Raw genomic sequence first — 19,008 nt, forward strand, 5'->3', positions numbered from 1 at the left:
TTATTATAACTAAACTTTTATGATAACAAAAGAGATTAGAATACAATAATCCTAATCTCCATTGAGCATAAAATGTTTTTGTACTAAACATAAGTCCAACTTAAACAAGATGATAATCTTTCAGTAATTTTTCAAGATCTGTCCCCTTAGTTTTTTTCAATAATTCTTTTAGTGCAATCTTTTCAGATAAATTTAATTTCATATCTGTAATCTTTTTGCCATCACGAAGGGCAACTGCTGCATGCAACAGATCACGGATATCATAAGTGCTTCCCCAAACTTCTGGAACACCGCGATCCACATTCAACAAAGTATAAACAGCTTCCATCCCTGTCCGAATAGAATATTCCGTCGTAAAGATTGTATCTCTTTTTGTTTGTGCAAATTGTCCTAAAAAGGCAAAATTAACAGCACCTTGTGGAACTACATCTGGACGATCTCCCTCTTCTCTTGGCATAAAGAAAGCTGTAATATAGGGCATCATACAAGGAACAGTCTTGGCACTTTTTTTAGCCATTTCATCAATTTCTGATAGAGGAACACCTAAATGATAGAGCCATTCTGCGCATATTTCTTTTCCCGTACAATCCCTCATTGGTTTTTTAATATAATCTCCTTCTTTATCAGAAAAGAGCGCATAAACCCAAACAACCAGCTGATCTTTAGGTTGGTTATGGAATTGCGGCTGACGATTGATGGTCCAGCTCATTAACCAATTAGAATCACGAACAGTAACAATACCACCTGTCACGATCTTTCCTGAGAATGGATCCCGTTTACAAATTTTTTGAATGTATGGCGGAATCTTATCATCCAAAGTTGTCACGGTTGCGCTCATCCAATTTGTCTGCTCAGGATCATAGCAGAATTTATCAGGATGCCCAAAAGAGGGATCTTGCTTAGCAATTTGACGCCACATATCCCAACCACCGCCTTCACGAATCTCACAATTAAAGACTGCCGCTTTATCCTGACTGCCATAGCTTGAATTTTCTACACAGCCGCCATTTGTAATAAAAACTAGATCATTTTCTGTCAAGTCAATTTTTTCGCCTTGGCCATCACGAATCACTGCGATACTTTTAGCTGCTTTTTTATCTTTTTGAATATCAAATGTAATATTAACCACCTTAGTATTGTAATGAAACACAACCCCAAATGACTCAAGATATTTGATCATTGGCAAAATCATCGATTCGTATTGATTGTACTTTGTGAAGCGCAAAGCCGTAAAGTCAGGCAAGCCACTAATATGATGAATGAAGCGCTTCAGATAAAGTTTCATTTCTAAGGCAGAATGCCAATTTTCAAAAGCAAACATTGTCCGCCAATAAAGCCAGAAATTAGAATCAAAGACTTCACCATCAAAAACTTCGTTAATACGTTTATTATATAAATCTTCGTCTGGTGTGAAGAATAAATGCATAATCTCTTTGGCCCCTTTATCGGACAAGGTAAATTTTTTATCAGTATGGGCATCTTGTCCTTGCTTTTTCGTTGCACGGCAAAGCGAATAGTTGGGGTCTGCTTTATTGAGCCAGTAATATTCATCAAGAACACTTATGCCTTCCGTTTCAATAGACGGAATTGAACGAAATAAGTCCCACATACATTCAAAATGATTGTCCATCTCACGACCGCCACGCATCACATAACCAATATCACTGTATTGATAACCATCACAAGCACCACCAGGAATGGGATCTTTTTCCAAAATATGCACTTGTTTACCGGGCATTTGTCCATCGCGAACTAGAAAACAGGCAGCAGACAGAGCGGCCAAACCAGAACCAATAATATAAGCCGATTTGTGTTCAACACCTGCAGGTTTTCTAGGGCGAGCAAAAGCTTCATAATTTCCACTTGAATAATACATTCTGATACCTCCATAAAACTTACCTTTATTGTAGAAAACCTTCATCTCAAAAACAATAAACAAAAAAAGCAAGTTGATTAAAAATTTATCAAAACTAGCTTTTTGTTCAATTATTTTTCATTATTGATCATTAGTCTTATCATAGTGATGAAGAGCTGTCACAATATTGCCATGCACTAAAGAATCCAAGTGTTTCACGATGATACGAGGATCTTCTTTCATATCCTTTCTAATCCAATCCAACATCAAACCGACAAGAGCAAATTTATAAAAGTCCGCAATAAAACCCTTTTCTTCATCATTGACTTTCAGTCTCTTAGCTTTTTCATTAACAACATTAATCATTAAATCATAGGTTAAAGTATAAAGATAAGTTTCAATCTGCTCCCTGCTAACTGAATGATAGACATTCATGATAAAGGGTTTATTGGCTATCACGGCATTAAAAATTCGCAATAAGCCTTCCTCCCATGTCTCATAATCTTTATTTTCTCCTAAAGCTTGGCTAGCATTCTCAATACAAACCCATTCAATCAAGTCATAAATATCCTTAAAGTGATAATAAAAAGTCATGCGGCTAATGCCGCAATCATCTGTTATGTCCCGAATTGTAATCTTAGGCAAGGGCTTTTGTAACAACAAATGTTTGAGAGAGTCCTCTAAAGCTTTTTTAGTTGTTTGTGACATGAACTAACTAACCTCAATTCAATACATTATTTTTAACCCGTGGTGCTAGTTTATTTAGTTTATTTTTTAGTTCACAAAAAAGTCCATTGGACTATGCTGTTAGTGATCAAACGAACAGGAGACATCCAAATGAACGACTTAAATGATACCGCTAAAAGTCATCATTTGCAATAAATTAAAAACGATTTCCCTTTACTATTTTTGGTCTCCGAAGACATCATTATTATTATAGCAATATCCTGCCGCAAGCCCCACATTGATAGCAATAACTCCTATTGCTAAGGCAGCTGCTGCTCCCCAAGTAAAGGCTTTATCAAGTTCTTCAACAGTCCCACCCCAGAGGGCCGAACCTAAACCTTCTCCTTCGGTAGTAGCAAGATATTCATTGTTAGCAATTTCAAAATTGTCAAATACCATTGAATCTAATGTTAGTGTATTCATTACAAATCCTTTTAATTGTACTATTTAAGCCCTATTAAAATTATTTTTTTGTGAATAAGTATTGTAGCATTATACGAGCATCTTTACCATACCTTAACAACATATACAAGGTGAAAACTAGCCCAATAAGGGAAATAAAAATTTTTACCTTCTCATTTGTTATTGTTTTGCGTAGAAAAAATATAATAACTATAGTACTCGCATACAAACCACACATCACGATAGCATTACTGGGATTTTTCATAATAACTCCTTTAAATCAATCTGTATATCATTGCGTATCATAGCCATTGAATCTAAAGTTAACGTGTTCATCAGGTTCTCCTTCTTTTAAAATTATGCGGTCATTATAACGCTTAAAATTTGCTTATGCAAGGAGATTTGAAATATTTAATGTGAATAGTAACCTTTTGAAAAAAAATCCAAAATTTCTGATAATTATTATCTTTTTCTTCACCTTCTCTTCACTATCCAATCATGCTATAATGATTTCCATGACGAAGAAAAATCTGCTTAAGGGAGAGCGCATTGACCAGCTCTTTTCTACCGATGTTAAAATTATCCAAAATAAGGAAGTTTTCAGCTACTCTGTCGACAGTGTCTTACTGTCGCGTTTTCCCAAGTTTCCATCTAAAGGACTGATTGTTGAGCTCTGCAGCGGCAACGGCACAGTCGGCCTCTTTGCCTCCACTCAGACTAAAGCTAATATCCTAGAAATTGAACTCCAAGAACGGCTGGCTAATATGGGCATGGGCCAGCGTTCCATTGAACTCAATGGGCTAGCTGAGCAGGTGAAGGCGAGTGAAACCTCTAAGAAAAATGCCAGCCAGCACTATCTCCTAGCCCGATAAACAGACTGCTTTTAAGATCATTATAGACTTGTTCTTTAATGGTAAATAGAATTTTTGGGATATTTACAATATCTTTACATTTATGTTATAATAATGACATCTATTTTTAGGAGGTTCTAGTCGGAACATGAAAAAGAACAAATTAATATTGCTAATTATTGCTGTTATTATAACTTTAGGCTGCCAGCATTCGCCATTATCTTATTCTGATAATCATCTTTTCAATCTCACAATAGCTTCTGCAGCAACTACAGATACTAACAAAGCGGAAAAAGCTGTTAAGAACTTAGAAGATCACCAGACTAGACAAAATTTAACAAAGGCTCAGCAAAAAGTTGATACGGTATCAGATGCAAATAAAAAAGAAAAACTTCAGCATCGGGTTAATTTAGTTAAGCAAGCGATTACGATTAAAGAAGCACAAACAGCTGTTAAGTATTTAGAAGATCATCAATCCAGAGATAATATAGCAGATGCTAAAAATAAAACTGACCTCGTTACAGATGAAGGAACTAAAGCGAATTTAATCAATAGAATTAATCTTGTCGAAAATGCTATTGCTGCCAAAGAAGCGCCAACGACTGAAAGTGCAGCACCTTCTCAAGAAGATCGGACTGTTTATGTTACCGGCGGCGGAAAATCACATGTTTATTGGTATAGCACAGAGAGTATGCCTTGGAATACCAATAGGAATAACATTGTTGAAATGAAAGAATCTGAGGCTATAGCCGCAGGAAAACGACATTCTCTAACAGAACCTTAAATAGAAACAATAGAATTGGAAATGTTAAATGATACTATAACTGCCCCCTTTTGTATGTAATCAAAGGGGGGCATGTTTATTATTCATTGGCTAAGCTAACCAGCTCATCAATCAATGGTCTGTAATCGACTTTGGCAAAATCGGTGACATCAATCTCATACAATTTTCCCAAGGAAAAGTCATTGTACTGACGATCTTTGATAATCTCTTCAAATGCTTTTTTGGTAATAAGATCATCTGCCAAGTGACGATTGGAAAGTGTATCACCATGATGAAAATGAGTCATAATAAAGCTCAAATGTCTGTCATCGGCTAAGTCACGCGCTATGCGCCTTTGCCACAGAACGTCAAAATCGGCAGCCAAACGGATAGTGATAACGGAATAACCATGTTTTTGTGATAATTCTTTTAATTGCTTTCTTTGCTTAAATGAAAAGGGGTATTCTGTCACAACAAATTGTTTGCCAACAGCCATATAAATATTTAAGGCTTCATAATAATATTTCCAAACTTGTTTTTCTAAGATGCTCTTTTCTTGTAAATTATCAAAACCGATATTTTCCGCCAAATCTTGTTTAAATTCATCTGGAGACACTGTGTAGATTTGAGGGAGAGCCTTACGTATCAAATGCACCAGATAGCTTTTTCCAGTTGCTGGAGGACCGGCTAATAAAATAAGGTACTTATTCATAATCCTATCCTACATTACTTGACCCTTGCAAATTCATAAATAAACCAATTTTATGTTTGACAATTTCCTTAACCTTTTGATTGGCTGGAATAACATTGTAGCGCAGTGATTTATTAACTGCAGTTTTTCCAAAAGAATCTTTAGCTTCTTGTGTCCAATTAACCAGCAACTCTGTACCAACGTTAAATTTACGAATACCATTATTAATTAATTCAGAATAGTCTGCTTCTTTTACCCCTGTACCGCCATGGACAACTAGGGGAACAGTTACAGTTTGATGAATTTCTTTTAATAAAGGAATTTTAACATCTGTTTTAGACTTGAATTGACCATGATTTGTCCCAATAGCTACCGCTAAAGCATCAACATTAGTCTCTTGGACAAAAGTAAGGGCATCTTCTGATCGTGTATAAATTTTATCATCTTCTGAAACTGAAATGCCTTCTTCTGTACCGCCAATCGTTCCAAGTTCTCCTTCAACAGTCACCCCTCTGGTATGAGCATAATCAACAACTAATTTTGTTTTTAAAATATTTTCTTTAAAGGACAAATTAGAACCATCAAACATGATACTAGAATAACCAGCAGCTATCGCATCCTTAATAGCATCTAAATCTCTAGCATGATCCAAATGCAGTGCTACATCAACCATATTTTGATTAGCTAATTCTTTCACAACTGCTACTATAACAGAATAGCCAATATATTTAGCAGTGTCTACACTGGTTTGAATAATAATCGGTGCTCCCATTTCTTTTGCCCCTCGAATCATATCTGGTAACATCTCCAGATTATGCATGTTGAAAGCACCAATGGCCATGTTTAATTTTTCTGCCTTATCCGTAAGTTCTCTCAAAGTAGTATACATTATTATTTATCCTCCTTCATCTATTATTTGGAAAGTGTTAATTTTTTAGCGATATTTCGCATTTCATCCATCTTTGCCATGTAATAGTCAATCGCATCGTTATCTTTATTGCGTGCTGCTTCTGCACGTTTGGCATTATATAAACTCATTAATTTTTTATAACCTGCTCCCATAGACAACTTTTTGTCTAAACTCATTTCTAAGTTTGTAATAGCAGTATCAACTTCATTAAGTTCTGCATACCATAAACCCATTTGTTCGTAAGATTTTGCTAAATCTTCATCTGATTTCTCACTATCATTATTGACAAGAGCTTTTCCATCTGCAATCTTTTTTAAAAGTTCAGCCTTTGCTTCTTCAGATAAGGTGATTTCTTCGACAGTTTCGACTGACTTTCTATTTTTATCATCTTTTTTCTTAAAAAAACCAAACACACTATTATCTCCTTAATTATTAAATACCTACTGCTTTAAATATCGGACTAAGCAGCCAAGCATAGAGTAAAGCCACAACTACTGTATCAACATCAGTTGCAGTTGCATTAACAAAACCTAATTGATTAAAGGCGGTTACCAATAAGGCTGGAAGCAGTGTGATAAAGAAGCCGTGAGCAATACCACCAATAATGGCACCTCGCCTTCCTCCAACAGCATTCCCAAAAATACCAGCAGTTCCTCCGGCAAAGAAATTGGTTAACATACCTGGTAAAATCATAGCCAAACCAAACATTGGTAACAAGAGCATCGCAACAATAGTACCAATAGTTGTCGTAATAAAGCCAAGGATAACAGCATTAGGAGAATAAGGGAAAAACACTGGACAATCTAGAGCTGGCACTGCATCTGGAACAATCTTCATTGCAATACCACGGAAGGCTGGTACAATTTCAGCCAAAAGCAAACGAACACCAGCTAGCAAGATATAAACACCCACTACAAATTGAATGGCTTGCATGAAAGCGTACATAATATAATTTTGTGTCCCTGTATCAACTGCTTTAGATCCTGCAAAAACGGCTGTAAGGATAAATAAAGGTACCATGACAACCATTACAGACAAATAAGTATCTTGAAGGAAATCAAATGCTTTAGGAAGTTCAATATCTTCAATGGATTTTTTCTTATCTCCTTTTTCTCCAAAAAGTTTAGCAATACCAGCTTCAAACAAATAACCAATGGTACAAAAATGTCCTAAAGCAATATCATTTGAACCCGTTACTTTTCGAATAATAGGCTGCGCAATTGCTGGCATGGCAATGGCAAAAGCACCACCGACAATACCGCCAATAAGAATTAAGAAAATCCCACGTAAACCTGCAAAGTAGCCAAAGACAGTTGTCATTGTTGCCATCCAAAGTATAGCCTGTCCTGTCAAAAAAATATATTTCCACTTGGTAAGTCTTGCAAAGATGATATTAAATACAAAAATGGCTAAGAAAGTTAAGGCAATATCACTCCCCAATCCCAAATCATTCATGGCCTGACCATTGATAGCTTCAATAGAAGGAACAATACCTTGGGTATGAAAACCAATTTTAAATATTTTTCCAAAATAGGTTAAACTTGTGACGATAACACTCGAACCTGCACTTAAAACTTGGAATCCTAGTAAGGTCTTAAGCGTTCCTGAAATAACTTGGCCAGTTGATTTCTTTTGCAAAATCAATCCCAACATAGCAATCAAAGCAATAGTAATAGCTGCCTGAGTCAGGATGTTATTAATCATAAAATTGATAACACTCATTATTTTATCCTCCTTTAGATAAGGTTTCTATCCTGTAAAACGGGAATCAGTTTTTCTTCAATTTCTTGACTGGAAACAATATTTTGTAAATAAATAATAGCGGTTTGTGATGTGTCAATATCAAAATTCGCAAATTGTTTTTGAAAATTTTGTGCTGTAATAATAACCTCTGGTTGTACCGATGCGGCTGTAGAAATATCTACATGATCCAATTTTGCATTAATATGATACTTGGCCAAGACGTCTTCAGCAGCCATTTGCGCAGCAAAGCTACTACCTAATCCTGCACCACAAACGAATAAAATATATAATGTCTTTCCCATTATGAATCCTCCTTTGAATGGAATAAAATAGTTTTAACTGATTGGACATCTTTAGCAGTGCATAGTTGTTCAATCTTATCGTTCGCTCGAATAAGATTAACTAAACTTTTCATAATATTAAGATGTGAAAAAGAATCAACTGCTGTTAAGCAAAATATGACTTGAACTTGCTCATTTTCTTCTTCTCCAAATTGAACAGGCTTTTCAAAAATAGCTAGACTCAATCCTAACTGATTAGCACCATCCTCAGGTCTAGCATGGGCTAAAGCTAAGTGAGGGCCAATAATAATATAAGGACCATATTGCTCAACGCTTTTAATCATTGCCTCACTATAATGCTTGGTCACAATGCCATCCTCATAGAGAGGAGCCGCAACAAATTTAATAGCATCGCGCCAAGTGTATTCTTTATCCGTAATTAATATGTGTTCATCACTTAAAATATCTTGAATCATTGGCTGAATCTCCCTTTTATTAATGGTTAAATAATTCTTTAAAAAAATCTCCTCTACAGCACCATACAATTTTTTATCAACTTTACCATCAATCTCTTCCATTAAATTGAGAATATCTAAAAACACTTTTGTGTAATCCTCATGTTGCTGCGTAACTCTTCTTGCTTTATGGTTAAGATGTAAAAAATGACCAATGCGTAATTTGGTATCCTCTTGGATAATAGAATCCAGAATCAATACCGGCTTGCCTTTATAATCGATATCAACTGTCGAAAAGACCAAGTCAACATCTAATTTATCAATAATATCTATTTCTCGAGAATTTAAAATTGCAAACACTTCAATATTAAAGAATTCTTTCAAATTCTCCGCTAACAGTTTTCCAGTAGCTGTTCCATGATTACAAACAACAACAGCGCGATACCAATATTTATTTTCCTGATTAATTTCACTTAGAGTTGTTGAAAAATAAATTGTCAAAAATGCGATTTCATCATCAATAATTTTCCTCTTTAATAATTTTTCTAAATGGAAGGAAAACTTAGCAACGGCTTGATAGATACTGCCATAGCTTTGTTTTATTCTTTCTGTTAAAGGATTGGTTAGCTGAATATTATTTTTGACTCTGGCGACCATACTGACCATATGCTGATATAAACCTTGTTGTAAGATATTATCTTTCATATTAAAAGGTATCTCTGTTTCTTGTTCAACAAAATCAATCAGTTGAATAGTTAAAATTTGCAATTGAACCCAATTAATAGGACTATCATCATTCTTTGTATTGAATGATTGCAAAATAGCATGGATGTATTGGCATTCCACTATTGAAGGCTCTATTGTAAACATTTGACAAATTGCCTTCAAATAGCCCTCAATAGACTTAGAATAATGGAACTCTTCTTTAGGCAATTCTTCTTCTTGCAGTCTACTTTTTTGTTTAACTCTCAAGAGCCAAACACAGGTCAATAAAATAAAATGTGTCCTGTGAATATCATCAGTTATGGAAAAGATAGTTTGATCAAAAATCTTATTTACCTTTCCAATCATGTCAGCGGAAATATAATGATTAATGATACGATTTTTACGGAAATTAAAATTTATGCCCATCTTACTGATTTCGGGACTGAGCAGGCTATAGAGCATGATACGAATGGAAATTTCACTTCCTTCTAGGATCAAACCTTTTTTGGGATGACTGACAATATCAATATGGTAAAAAGATAAGCGCTGTCTAATTTGTCTCATATCTTCATCCATCGTAGATTTTGAAACCTTATAAAACTTTTCTTTTTGATATAAGAAAATCTTCTGTTTACCTAAGGCAGCATCAAGTATTAAGTCTAAAATACGCTCCTCTCTTTCAAGATAATCTGACTTATCCTCGCTTGATAGCTCACTTTTTAGTTTTCTTCCTTCTTCATCAGTTAAGGTTAGGAAGAAGCCTTGTGAACGAATACTTTGGATAATTGGTAAGTGAATTGATGTTAAAAAATCATTGATGGTTAAAATATCATTTCTTATAGTTCTAGAACTTACATTAAATTCTTTTTGTAAGCTATCTGTTTGAACAGGTAAAGTTGACACTAAAATGCGATTTAAAATACTGACAGAACGTTCTTTCATCAATTTCTTACTCCTTTCTTACTTATTAGTATAAGATGAATGATAAGTAAATGGTAGTAGATATTTTTGCCACTTTTAATGGCAAAAAAGTAAGCTACTTTCATCTTTTGATAACTAAAAAAGCCCTTATAGAACCAGATTTCGATTATTTCATCTTGAAATTCGATTCTTATTAGGCTTTTTTACAAACTTTTCTTGACTTGATTAATGAGTTCTTTAGTCATGCGACGTGGACCGCGAATATTGGTAACACCATATTTTTTGAGACACTCGATGGGAAAATTGCCATCATCATATTTTTTCAACAATTCTAGTCTCATCTTTTTTTTATCTGAATGCCATCCTTCTATACCTGCTTCTACTACCCGACAAGCATAGCGCAAGGCACGCGTTGGTGCCGTAATGTAAATAAAAAGATAATCACCTGCTTTAATACTGGCCTTTTGAGGCCATTCAACTATTTGGTAGCTTGCAAATTCGGCATCAATGTCATAATATTTAAGATTAGCTGGAATAATCCAGTAATCAGGCCCATCAGGATTCCCTAGGGCCTTTCCGGCAGTCAAAGCTCTGCTATTGTCCACCAAAGGAAAAAGAAAATTATCAGAAACCTGCTCATCTAAAACAAGAGAAATCCAAGATTTCTTGTTCATATGATAAGAAGGATAAATACCAGAAATAGTAAGTAAACGAGACATATCAGCAGGATTCACCTTGAGATTGATGATTTCTACCTGCTGATCCAATTCTTCTTTCTCCCACTCTTCCTTTCCTAAGTCCAACTTACCACGCGCAATAGCCATAATCAGTGCATACCATTTGTGATTATCCGGATGACGATAGGAAGAAAAAGCTGGATACTTGGCAAAAGGATGGTCACAAGCATCACCATATTTCTTTGCAATATATTGGGCCAAACGGTTGGTTTGATTTTTAATAAAAGGCAGAGCTTCAAAACAAGCATCTGCAATTCGACTTAAAATTTCTGTATAAGCTTGTCGAACCTGACCAACAAAAGTTCCTACCTGTCTTTCGACACGCAGTGCAAGATAATCATCATCTGTATCCCTATCCAGTACTCGACCTGACACCTGTCCAGACTCAGAAATCTTAACTTGAGCTTCAAAATCACCTGCCATAAAAATTTCTTTATAGAGATAGTCCTGCCCTATTTTAACAAAACCAAAGGCAGATAAGGTCTCAAAACGAACGCGTTTTTTCTTAAAAAAGTCAGATTCAAAAGACATGGCAATTCCTTTCTTATAGCCCCTATTATAACAAAAAATCAAGCAGCAAAAACCACTTGATCTCTGTTTTAAATTAAAACATAATCTTCAATCACCTTGGAAACACCGTTGTCATTGTTCGATACCGTTTCAATATCTGCTTCATTCTTAACAGCCTGCGGTGCATTGGCCATAGCCACCCCCAAACCTGCTAGTTTAAGCATGGGAATGTCATTGTAATTATCCCCGATAGCCATCGTTTGGGATAGGGAAATATCATAATATTTTGCAATTTCAAGTAAGGCATTTTCCTTTGATACGGACTGGGAAGTGACTTCTAAATAATTGTCTTTCGAAAGGTAAAAAGAAGCATCTTCAAAATTCACTCGTTTAAGGTAAGTAAAGAATTCTTGAATAGCCTGTGCATTGGCAATTAAGAGAAGTTTGTGAATAGGAATAGAGTCATCTGTAAGCAGGGTATCAAAATTCCTAATATCAGGACTCTCTTTGGTAATATCAGCCTCAATCTGCACCCATTGATCTATCTCTTCAACAATCCAGTCACCGCCAGAATAAAAATTAATAGAAATATGCGGAAACTGCTTCTTGATCAAAGCCACTATTTTTTTAACATCAGCTTTACTGAGACCGTGTTCAATTAAGGTTTGATAATGTTCTTTATTTCCCTCAACAATCAGAGCCCCATTGTAACAAGCAATGGGATTAGCTCCTAAGTTAAGCTCTTGTGCAATAGGAAACATTCCATGGGGCGATCTAGCCGAGGCTAAAACGAATGGAATAGATTCTTTTTTTAACTCAGTAATCGTATCACGCAAATGGGCGTCTACCTGATGGTTATTATCTAAAATCGTACCATCAATGTCACTTAAAATCAGTTTAATTGTCTTTGCCATAACAAACCCCTTTAAAAAATAATTTCGACCTTATCAGATAAATTTGCCCGTATCTTTTTACTCGGTTTTTTGTCCGTAATAAAGTAATCAAAGTCATTGATAGATGCCAAAACGTAATTGGAGTGCTTAGCAAACTTATCCGCTTCTGCTAGCAGCACTTTAACTTTGGCATTCTTTAATACTAGCTTCTTTAAATACGTATCAGCCTCATCTTCAAAAGAAACTTGCCCCCCTTTAAGACCGGCAGCACCAATAATAGCCACATCAAAATGAATATCTTTCAACAATTCCGCTTCATTTAAAGCATAATAGAAACGATTTTTATGATGAAACTGACCGCCTAGCAAATGAAAGTCAACGGTTTCATGCTGAGCCAAGACCAAAGCATTATCCAAAGAATGTGAATAAACCGTAATGTCTCTATCAATAAGCTGAGCCAGCTTGAGAACAGATGTCGAAACATCAAAAAAATATAACTGACCTTCAACAATCAATTGGTAAGCTTTCTGAGCAATCTCATTTTTCTCTTTCATCAAATTATTAAGACGCTCTTCAAAAGAAAGAATCGTTTGCGATTTCTGCAAAGGTAAAATACCTCCATGTGTCCGCAAAACCTGCTTTCTCTCCGTCAAAAGAGCAAAATCACGACGAATCGTATCGCGCGAAACAGCTAACAGATCAATAGCCTCTTTCGAAGATAGTTGTCCTTGCCTATCAAGCAATTCTAAAATTTTTTGCAATCTTTGTTCTTGATACATAACTTTCCTCTTTTCATAAATTAATAATAACATGATTTTTAAGTAATTACAAGTATTCTTAAGTATTTATATATAAAAACACTTAAGAATACTTGTAAAACCTTATATTTCAATACCTTTTATAAACCCTATAATCAAAAATTTCCTTAACAAATAGAACTGCCAAGTTATTTCTTTGCTTAATATACTAAAAAAACCAACGTTCAGATGTTGGTTTTTTGATTTAGATAACATTAGCAAAAGAGGAATAATTGCTTATGAATTTGATGACTTATGATTACTCCTACAAGTTTTACACCACGATTGATTTCTAATATTACCTTCTCCCATATTTCTATACCCAAAATCACTTAATGGCTTTTCTTCCTTACAGTGAGGACAAGGTCGAGTCGGTTCACTTCCATTGTAATCAGTAGCATTAATTATTACGTTTGTCATTAGTTTCTCTCCTTACATTATATTCTAAATTCTTACCAATGAAATGATCAAAATTTTAACCTACTATCAAAAGATATCAATTAGTTTATTCAAGATAATCATTTAAATAATCCGATTCAATCATTTTATAATTAAAAACTTTACCAATGTATTTCATGGCTTCCATTAAATGTGATTTATCACTATCCCAACCTTTACCATCTGTAATGTAAATGAACTCATGATTGGTTCTACTGAATCTATCATGTAAATCTTTAAATTCGGTTGCTGAAGCCTTGGATTTAGAGCCACTAGAATTGAAATTATTTACCTCAAATAAATATAATTTCTTCCTTACAGGATTAAATAATGACCCGTCAAAACGACGATTTTCAAAACTTTTATCCAAATCAATTCCATACCAATTTTTGATACTGCTACGGGTTGACTGCCCATGAGCTAACCAGGCCTTTTCTTTAGCAATCTTTTTTAAAGCCGTTTCCAAATAGAGTTCCCCCATATCTCCACTTCTATTTTTTCGACCATTAGAGTCCATACCAGCCTCCACTCCAACAGCATAATCATGAACTGACTTTCTTAATCCAATTTTGAAAACCCAATCTAAACCACTGTCATGAATGAATTGAAGATAGAGATCTAGTTTACTCAAATCAATATCTTTAAAATTTAAGGTATAAACACCTGAGACATCTTGAACTTTTAAAATTCTATTTCGAATCGGTTTTTCAAATTTACTATCCCTAATCCCTAAAAGTTTAGGGACTAACAATAATAAGTTGGGGCGTTTTTTAAAAAAATTGTCAATCTCTTGATCTGATTTTCCAATTAAATAATCCAAAGTATACAAATCTGGCTCATCATAGTTTGAAATATTAGCTTTAACATTATCAAAATCAAACCAGTAAGAAGCAAGAAAACTCAATGATGAACGCGTCTCCATGAAAAACTCTAATTTTGCCTCTGAGGATAAATTAAGGTAATCAAACACACTATATTTCAAGTTGTCATCAACAGTATTGACCATCTACTCTCTCCAATCTTGTACGTGCAATTCTTAAATATTCTCGTTCTGAATCAATGCCGATAAATCGTCTACCAAGCTTTTTAGCCACCACTCCAGTTGTACCACTCCCGACAAAAGGATCTAATATATAATCTCCTTTCTTAGTGCTGGCCAAGATGATTCGTTCTAATAAATATTCTGGCTTTTGAGTTGGGTGTTTCCCAGTCCATTTTTCGGACTTTTTAGTTAGACTTCCCGTCCAGACATCCTTCATCTGCTTACCATCATTGATTTTTTTCATCAAATCATAATTATAATAATGTTTTGATTTTTTATCATTTTTACGTGCCCACAGAATAGTTTCTGTTGAATGTGTGAAATAACGACAAGATAGATTTGGTACTGGATTAGTTTTCTGCCAGGTAATATTATTTAAAATTTTAAATCCTTCTTGTTCCAAAGCCATACCAACAGAATAAATATTATGCAAACTTCCTGATATCCAGATAGTTCCATTTGACTTCAAAACCTTTTTAGCTAGTCTTATCCAACGACGATTAAATTCATGTTTTTCCTCAAGAGAAGCAGCTTTGTCCCAATCACCTTTATCAACTGAAACCACTTGACCACCCGAATTAGAAAAACCTCCATTACTAAGAAAATATGGCGGATCTGCAAATATCATATCTATACTTTCAGATTTCATCTTTTCTAAAAATTGAAATGTATCAGCATGAACTAAAATAGTTTTATTTTTGTAATAGTATGGCTTTGTCATAAAAATACCCCCATACTTATATTCGTTATTCATCATAATTAGTTACTATAATTTCTTTGATTTTTTTTCGACTTTCTGTTTTTGCGCCATTTGTTCTTACTGCATCTACAAAATGAATATTATAATCTTGATACAAATCAAGTGCTAAGGGACTAGACGAATTTGAAAGCATCACATAAATACCTTTTCTATTCAGCTGTTCAAATACATTTCTTAATCTTAGTTGTTCTTCATAAGTAAAACCTTCATGTGTATAAGATGTAAACGAACTTGTTTCATTTAACGGAATATAGGGAGGATCAAAATAAACAAAGTCCCCTTTTTTAGCATTAGAAACCGCTTCTTCAAAATTAGTATTCAATATCTGAATATCATTTTCATTTAAATAGTCACTTATTTGATAGATTAATTCACGATCAATAATTTTAGGATTCTTATATTTCCCATAAGGAACATTAAATTGATTTTTTGAATTAACACGATATAAACCATTAAAGTCAACTCGAAGCATATACATCAAGCGAGCAGCCCTTTCTACATCAGACATTCTTGTAATCGTTTCATTACGGTCTGCAGCTCTAACTTTTAAATAATATTCCTTACTATTTTTTTCTTTATGCTCTGTTAACAGATCAATCAATGCAGTAGGATTATTTTTAATTTGTCTATAGGTATTCATCAACTCTTCATTAAAATCATTAATAACAGCTTTTTCTGGAACCAAATCAAAGAATAGAGCTCCACCACCAATAAAAGGTTCGAAATAGCAATTATACTTCTCTGGCATATAACTGCGTAAGATTGGAAGTAATTGCCTTTTTCCTCCAGTCCATTTAGTAAAAGGTTGCAAAGTAGTATTTGCTAATTTTATCTGTTCTGACATTCTATTTCCTTTATAATAAATTCTGTGACTATTATATCATATTACATTTTTTAGATTTACTGTAATTACTATTGATTTTATAAATTTCAATGCATCTCTCTCAATACTACTAACTTTTTTTGTTAATTCAAATATCATGGTATAGAATCATTCATTTTAGGGAACAAAACATTACCTTTATGTTACATAATCATTTCATTTTATCTTGACAATACGTAATATTCGTAATATTATTGTTACAGAAAAAGAAAAGGAGACTTCTATTACTATGACACCTAAAAAAATCAAAATAGCTCTAACAGCTCTTATCTCTTTGATGCTCGCCTTATTTTTATTCTTGTTTAATCACCATTCAGTAAGAGAAAACAGTCAGCAAGAAAAGTTAAAGATAAGTAAAGCAAGTTCTAAAAAATCACAAACAAGCACTTCTTCTGTTATGACAAGTAGTCGAAAAGCTACTGAACAAACAAGCCAAGCACAGACTCAAAGTCAATCACAAGCAGAACAAAGTAACCCTAATGTGATCCTCCCCATTCCGCAAGAATTAGTCGGCACCTACAAAGGTTCGAGTCCACAAGCATCTGAAATAACTTTTACCATTTCTTCAAATGGTCAATTGCGTGCTCAAGCTAATTTTGATCCTGCTTCTGATATAAATGACGTTACCGCCACTGTTAGTGGTGTTAGAAAAGTCGGGGCAGATACCTATATTTGGGAGTTTGTCTCTGGTAGTTCAGCTGCTCTTTTACCGGGTGTTACAGGTATAGGAGGGCTTGGAAAGATGCAGCCTGGTTTCATCCTAAAAGGGGGGCAATTAACACCTATCATGTTTACAGGTTCTGTAGATGGTGAAATTGATTATTCACATCCCAATCCCTATCCAGTATCATTAAACAAGCAGTAAAGGAAAAAATAACAATTTACTGGTAAGAGAAAAATAAAATACTTTAATGGATTCATTGAAAAATCCATTAAAGTATTTTTTAGTCAACTGTATTTTTTGTACTAAGAACACTTGATTTACCATTGTCAGAAGTTATGCGATAGTCTTCATAAGAGTTATAGGAATAACTATCACTACTATTTTTCTTATTGTCACCAACATATTCAACAAGTGCAGACCAAGAGAGTTTTTGAGTAATGCTTCCTGAAGATTTGTGCTCAGAACTATAAGAATAATAGAAATCATAAACAACTGTAAATTCGACAGCATAAGTTGTCGGACTTGTCTGTGTTACCTTAGTAACATCTACATCACTAAAGTTAATTGAATCCGCACTGCGATTTTTAGCATTGGTCGTATTAGTATCTATAGTATTTTTTACATCTAAATAGAAATTGTTATGATTACCGCTCGTAAAAATGTCATCTAAATCATCAGGTGTTGTATGAGAAGAAGCATAGGAATCCAATTTGTAATAGGCTTGTGTAATCAATGAATCTGCGGTATCACGGTCAAGAACTCCCTTAGCATCCAAACTAATGGTATCCCCATCATAAACGTCTTCTATCGATTGTACCTCAGATTTTAATGTTGCTTTGCCAGAAAATGATTTTTGAACGTAAATTTTTGAGGTATCTGTAACAGCAAGCTTAGTCACATTATATTTGCCATCTTTTAACGTTCCAATTTTGCGACTGCCTACATATAAATCGCCGTCTGTTAGATTACTATTTACTTTGAAACTAAGATATTTAACATTTAAGTTAATCGTTGAATGGTTGGTAAGCTTTTCTTCTGATGAAACTTCAACCTTTTGTCCAGATATATTTCCTTTAGCAACAAAGTTATAGGTTCCAGGATATAAGCGAGATATTGTTTGACTAAAAGAATCACTGTCCGCTTTTGTGACCCTTTTATCATTAATAAATAATTCAAGTCCCTTTGTATTAATTGAAATTTTTGCTGAGGCTGGTTTGATAGCTACACGCCAATCAGGGAAAATGAGAAACTTATTGCCTACTTTTTTCATCTGACTAGCATCAGAGGTAAGCTTATCCATTGTGACTGTTCTGGTTTCTTTAGAATTTCTATAGGTTAATTCCGATTTTTTGATTGGCTTTTCCGTATCGCTCCACACTTCAAATTCTAAAGCTTTATCAAAATTACTATTAGCAACTTTCAAATATCTCTGTGCAACTGCTTCACGAGAAAAATACTGATTTCCATAAATATAACCGACAACAAGTGCTAACAAGCAAACCAGACCAAGTGTGATTAGGATTTTTTTACCTTTTGTGAAAGGTGCTTTAGCTAAATTTGATGTTTTACTAACTGACTCTTTTTCAACCAATTGACTTATTTTAGCTAAATCAAAATCTTGATTTCTACCACTTATAAATTCTTCAGGGGTTGGCTGACGTCCAATAGTTTTTTCAAAAGCTTCTACCCATAATTGCTTAGGTGATTTATCCACTTCAGTAGAAACTGGCTTATCTGTAGATTTTGTCTCCTCTTTTGAAGACTCATTATCTGGCTTTACTGCTGTAATAGAATTACCTAAAATTGCTTGCTTAATATCTGAAGATGTTTCTTGCAAATCATCTGCTTTATCAACTCCTGCAATTTTTTTAATTTCTTTTAAATCAAAGAAACCCTTCTTTCCTTCAAGAAATTCTTGCGGAGTTGGTTTGCGTCCAATAACTTTTTCAAATAATTCTGTCCATTTTTCTTTACTTGCCAT

The 19,008-nt window shown here is 34.3% G+C and carries 20 protein-coding genes and 1 pseudogene; 3 read left to right on the forward strand and 18 right to left on the reverse strand.

Annotated features, from left to right (window positions below):
• Nucleotides 1–100 precede the first annotated feature (100 nt).
• The 4 genes from FNL60_RS07910 to FNL60_RS07925 all read right to left on the reverse strand — a co-directional run bounded on the left by FNL60_RS07910 (nucleotide 101) and on the right by FNL60_RS07925 (nucleotide 3,248).
• Nucleotides 101–1,876 (reverse strand): oleate hydratase, encoded by a 1,776-nt coding sequence (locus tag FNL60_RS07910; protein WP_002268843.1) that lies wholly within the window; start codon nucleotides 1,874–1,876, stop codon nucleotides 101–103.
• A gap of 120 nt (nucleotides 1,877–1,996) precedes the next feature.
• Entirely contained in the window at nucleotides 1,997–2,563 is a 567-nt protein-coding gene (locus FNL60_RS07915; protein ID WP_002280350.1) for a TetR/AcrR family transcriptional regulator, read from the reverse strand.
• A 195-nt stretch (nucleotides 2,564–2,758) separates the two neighbouring features.
• A complete protein-coding gene (locus FNL60_RS07920; RefSeq protein WP_002267028.1) occupies nucleotides 2,759–3,004 on the reverse strand; it encodes a hypothetical protein in 246 nt (81 codons plus the stop codon).
• A 40-nt stretch (nucleotides 3,005–3,044) separates the two neighbouring features.
• The gene (locus FNL60_RS07925; protein WP_002266333.1) at nucleotides 3,045–3,248 is read right to left on the reverse strand and encodes a hypothetical protein; all 204 of its coding nucleotides are present in this window, start codon (nucleotides 3,246–3,248) and stop codon (nucleotides 3,045–3,047) included.
• A gap of 250 nt (nucleotides 3,249–3,498) precedes the next feature.
• Here FNL60_RS07925 and FNL60_RS07930 point away from each other — a divergent pair.
• Both FNL60_RS07930 and FNL60_RS07935 read left to right on the forward strand, forming a co-directional pair.
• Nucleotides 3,499–3,852, forward strand: a pseudogene (locus FNL60_RS07930) (methyltransferase); the annotation flags it as partial.
• A gap of 130 nt (nucleotides 3,853–3,982) precedes the next feature.
• On the forward strand, nucleotides 3,983–4,618 hold the full coding sequence (locus FNL60_RS07935) for a hypothetical protein (protein ID WP_002279932.1): 636 nt from the start codon (nucleotides 3,983–3,985) through the stop codon (nucleotides 4,616–4,618).
• Between the two features lie 79 nt (nucleotides 4,619–4,697).
• Here the strand turns inward: FNL60_RS07935 and FNL60_RS07940 are convergent, their stop codons facing one another.
• The 13 genes from FNL60_RS07940 to FNL60_RS08000 all read right to left on the reverse strand — a co-directional run bounded on the left by FNL60_RS07940 (nucleotide 4,698) and on the right by FNL60_RS08000 (nucleotide 16,324).
• Complete coding sequence (locus FNL60_RS07940; protein ID WP_002267030.1) at nucleotides 4,698–5,309, reverse strand: AAA family ATPase; 612 nt, start codon at nucleotides 5,307–5,309, stop codon at nucleotides 4,698–4,700.
• 4 nt (nucleotides 5,310–5,313) lie between these two features.
• Nucleotides 5,314–6,177, reverse strand: coding sequence for a class II fructose-bisphosphate aldolase (locus tag FNL60_RS07945; protein WP_002279931.1), 864 nt, complete (start codon nucleotides 6,175–6,177; stop codon nucleotides 5,314–5,316).
• 23 nt (nucleotides 6,178–6,200) lie between these two features.
• Nucleotides 6,201–6,611, reverse strand: coding sequence for a hypothetical protein (locus FNL60_RS07950; protein ID WP_002267032.1), 411 nt, complete (start codon nucleotides 6,609–6,611; stop codon nucleotides 6,201–6,203).
• A gap of 19 nt (nucleotides 6,612–6,630) precedes the next feature.
• Complete coding sequence (locus FNL60_RS07955; RefSeq protein WP_002267033.1) at nucleotides 6,631–7,920, reverse strand: PTS sugar transporter subunit IIC; 1,290 nt, start codon at nucleotides 7,918–7,920, stop codon at nucleotides 6,631–6,633.
• A gap of 14 nt (nucleotides 7,921–7,934) precedes the next feature.
• On the reverse strand, nucleotides 7,935–8,243 hold the full coding sequence (locus FNL60_RS07960; RefSeq protein WP_002267034.1) for a PTS sugar transporter subunit IIB: 309 nt from the start codon (nucleotides 8,241–8,243) through the stop codon (nucleotides 7,935–7,937).
• Entirely contained in the window at nucleotides 8,243–10,324 is a 2,082-nt protein-coding gene (locus FNL60_RS07965) for a BglG family transcription antiterminator (RefSeq protein ID WP_002267957.1), read from the reverse strand. The genes FNL60_RS07960 and FNL60_RS07965 overlap by 1 nt, the downstream gene beginning before the upstream one ends.
• A gap of 182 nt (nucleotides 10,325–10,506) precedes the next feature.
• The gene (locus FNL60_RS07970) at nucleotides 10,507–11,571 is read right to left on the reverse strand and encodes an MmcQ/YjbR family DNA-binding protein (protein WP_002279930.1); all 1,065 of its coding nucleotides are present in this window, start codon (nucleotides 11,569–11,571) and stop codon (nucleotides 10,507–10,509) included.
• Between the two features lie 68 nt (nucleotides 11,572–11,639).
• Nucleotides 11,640–12,464: a fructose-phosphate phosphohydrolase SppA gene (sppA, locus tag FNL60_RS07975; RefSeq protein ID WP_002270135.1), complete on the reverse strand. Its 825-nt coding sequence runs from the start codon at nucleotides 12,462–12,464 to the stop codon at nucleotides 11,640–11,642.
• 11 nt (nucleotides 12,465–12,475) lie between these two features.
• Entirely contained in the window at nucleotides 12,476–13,222 is a 747-nt protein-coding gene (gene sppR, locus FNL60_RS07980) for a sugar-phosphate phosphatase transcriptional regulator SppR (RefSeq protein WP_002279929.1), read from the reverse strand.
• A gap of 255 nt (nucleotides 13,223–13,477) precedes the next feature.
• Nucleotides 13,478–13,660 (reverse strand): hypothetical protein, encoded by a 183-nt coding sequence (locus tag FNL60_RS07985; RefSeq protein WP_002263017.1) that lies wholly within the window; start codon nucleotides 13,658–13,660, stop codon nucleotides 13,478–13,480.
• Between the two features lie 85 nt (nucleotides 13,661–13,745).
• Nucleotides 13,746–14,684: a DpnII family type II restriction endonuclease gene (locus tag FNL60_RS07990; RefSeq protein ID WP_002264409.1), complete on the reverse strand. Its 939-nt coding sequence runs from the start codon at nucleotides 14,682–14,684 to the stop codon at nucleotides 13,746–13,748.
• The gene (locus tag FNL60_RS07995) at nucleotides 14,668–15,477 is read right to left on the reverse strand and encodes a DNA-methyltransferase (protein WP_018110168.1); all 810 of its coding nucleotides are present in this window, start codon (nucleotides 15,475–15,477) and stop codon (nucleotides 14,668–14,670) included. Before FNL60_RS07995 ends, FNL60_RS07990 begins: the two co-directional genes overlap by 17 nt.
• Entirely contained in the window at nucleotides 15,467–16,324 is an 858-nt protein-coding gene (locus tag FNL60_RS08000) for a DNA adenine methylase (protein WP_002267038.1), read from the reverse strand. Before FNL60_RS08000 ends, FNL60_RS07995 begins: the two co-directional genes overlap by 11 nt.
• A gap of 268 nt (nucleotides 16,325–16,592) precedes the next feature.
• Here FNL60_RS08000 and FNL60_RS08005 point away from each other — a divergent pair, with 268 nt between their 5' ends.
• Nucleotides 16,593–17,228 (forward strand): hypothetical protein, encoded by a 636-nt coding sequence (locus FNL60_RS08005; protein WP_002263021.1) that lies wholly within the window; start codon nucleotides 16,593–16,595, stop codon nucleotides 17,226–17,228.
• A 79-nt stretch (nucleotides 17,229–17,307) separates the two neighbouring features.
• Here FNL60_RS08005 and FNL60_RS08010 read toward each other — a convergent pair whose 3' ends face one another.
• On the reverse strand, nucleotides 17,308–19,008 hold the full coding sequence (locus FNL60_RS08010; protein ID WP_002263022.1) for a zinc ribbon domain-containing protein: 1,701 nt from the start codon (nucleotides 19,006–19,008) through the stop codon (nucleotides 17,308–17,310).

Origin of the sequence: Streptococcus mutans, assembly GCF_006739205.1 — a bacterium.
Lineage (GTDB): Bacteria > Bacillota > Bacilli > Lactobacillales > Streptococcaceae > Streptococcus > Streptococcus mutans.